Raw genomic sequence first — 1197 nt, forward strand, 5'->3', positions numbered from 1 at the left:
CCGAGGCGGCCGAGCGCCGTTCCCGGGACCGCGGCGATCGCGAGCACGGGCGGCTTGCGCCACAGAATCTCCGGGGTGGGGACCGGCGCCAGGGCCATCGCCGCGACCTCGACGTCGAGGCGCGTCTGATCGGCGTCCACCTTCAGGAACACATCGCCGACGCGCAGGGTCGCGCGCTCGGAGTGGGCGACGACGACTTCGACCTCATCCATGGGCGCCAGTATCCCGGGGGACGGCTGTCTCCGTCGCGGGGTTTGTCGCGGGCGACGGCGTGGCTGACCGTTGTCCGCCACTTGTGTGAGGAGTCCTTGTCAGGTGCGGTCGTGGAGTGTGACGTGGTACCCGTCGGGGTCGGCGAAGGTGAAGGTCCGCCCGAAGGGGCCGTCGATCGGTGCGGAGACGATGGTGTGACCGTCGGCGACGAGAGCGTCGTGGATGGCCTGGACGTCGGTGGCGTGCAGCCAGATCGCCGCCCCGATGCCGGGCTGGGCGACGGATGCGAGATCGGTGCCGGCGACGACGTCGCGGAGTGCGAACGCGATCGGCTTCGTCTCGAAGACGACGGCGTGCGGGGGCCCGGCCTGCGAGCGGACGAGGCCGAGGTACTGCTCGTAGAACGCCTGCGAAGCGTCGAGGTCGCGGGCCTGGAGCGAGATGAAGTCGGGGCCGGTGGCGGGCATGGTGATGCTCCTTCTCTTCGTGTCAGCTTCCTGACACAGGCCAATGTATGTCAGAATGCTGACATGAGTCAAAAGCGTGCCGGCGTCGACCTGGACAAATCACTGGGCTACCTGCTGAAAGAGGCGTCGAGCGCCCTGCGCGCAGCCATGGAGGAGGTGCTGCGCCCGCTCGGGATGAGCGTGACGCACTACTCCTGCCTCGAACTGCTGGCGCAACGGCCGGGCTTGTCCAACTCCGAGCTCGCGCGAGGCGCGTTCGTGACACGGCAGTCGATGAACGTGCTGCTCCAGACCCTGGAACGGGACGGCTACGTGACCAGGCCGGCGGAGGCGCCCGTCGGCAAGATACTTCCCGCGCGACTCACGCCCCGCGGCCGACGGAGCCTGGAGAAGGCGACCGTGGCGGTCCGGTCCGTCGAGGTCAGAATGCTGGCGGGCATGACCGAGACCGAGCAGTCAGACGCGTTCCGGATCATGCGGAGCATGATCCACTCCCTGCGTGCCGGCGGCGACGCCA

General features: G+C 68.8%; 2 protein-coding genes and 1 pseudogene. 1 reads left to right on the forward strand and 2 read right to left on the reverse strand.

Translation table 11 applies throughout. From position 1 onward, the window contains the following. Together HY68_RS45870 and HY68_RS34580 are read right to left on the reverse strand one after the other, a co-directional pair. Positions 1–212, reverse strand: a pseudogene (locus HY68_RS45870) (aminoglycoside phosphotransferase family protein); the annotation flags it as partial. A 99-nt stretch (positions 213–311) separates the two neighbouring features. Then, complete coding sequence (locus HY68_RS34580; RefSeq protein ID WP_041999476.1) at positions 312–680, reverse strand: VOC family protein; 369 nt, start codon at positions 678–680, stop codon at positions 312–314. Positions 681–743: 63 nt separating this feature from the next. On the opposite strand from HY68_RS34580, the gene HY68_RS34585 reads away from it, so the two are divergent. Beyond that, positions 744–1197, forward strand: a 454-nt coding sequence (locus HY68_RS34585; RefSeq protein WP_063779739.1) for a MarR family transcriptional regulator, incomplete at its 3' end; no start/stop codon positions are given.

Origin of the sequence: Streptomyces sp. AcH 505 (assembly GCF_000818175.1) — a bacterium.
Taxonomy (GTDB): Bacteria; Actinomycetota; Actinomycetes; order Streptomycetales; family Streptomycetaceae; genus Streptomyces.

Bases quoted from the DNA above. Each gene is read 5' to 3' on its own strand.
- HY68_RS34580 (WP_041999476.1), bottom strand. From the start codon at position 680: ATGCCCGCCACCGGCCCCGACTTCATCTCGCTCCAGGCCCGCGACCTC.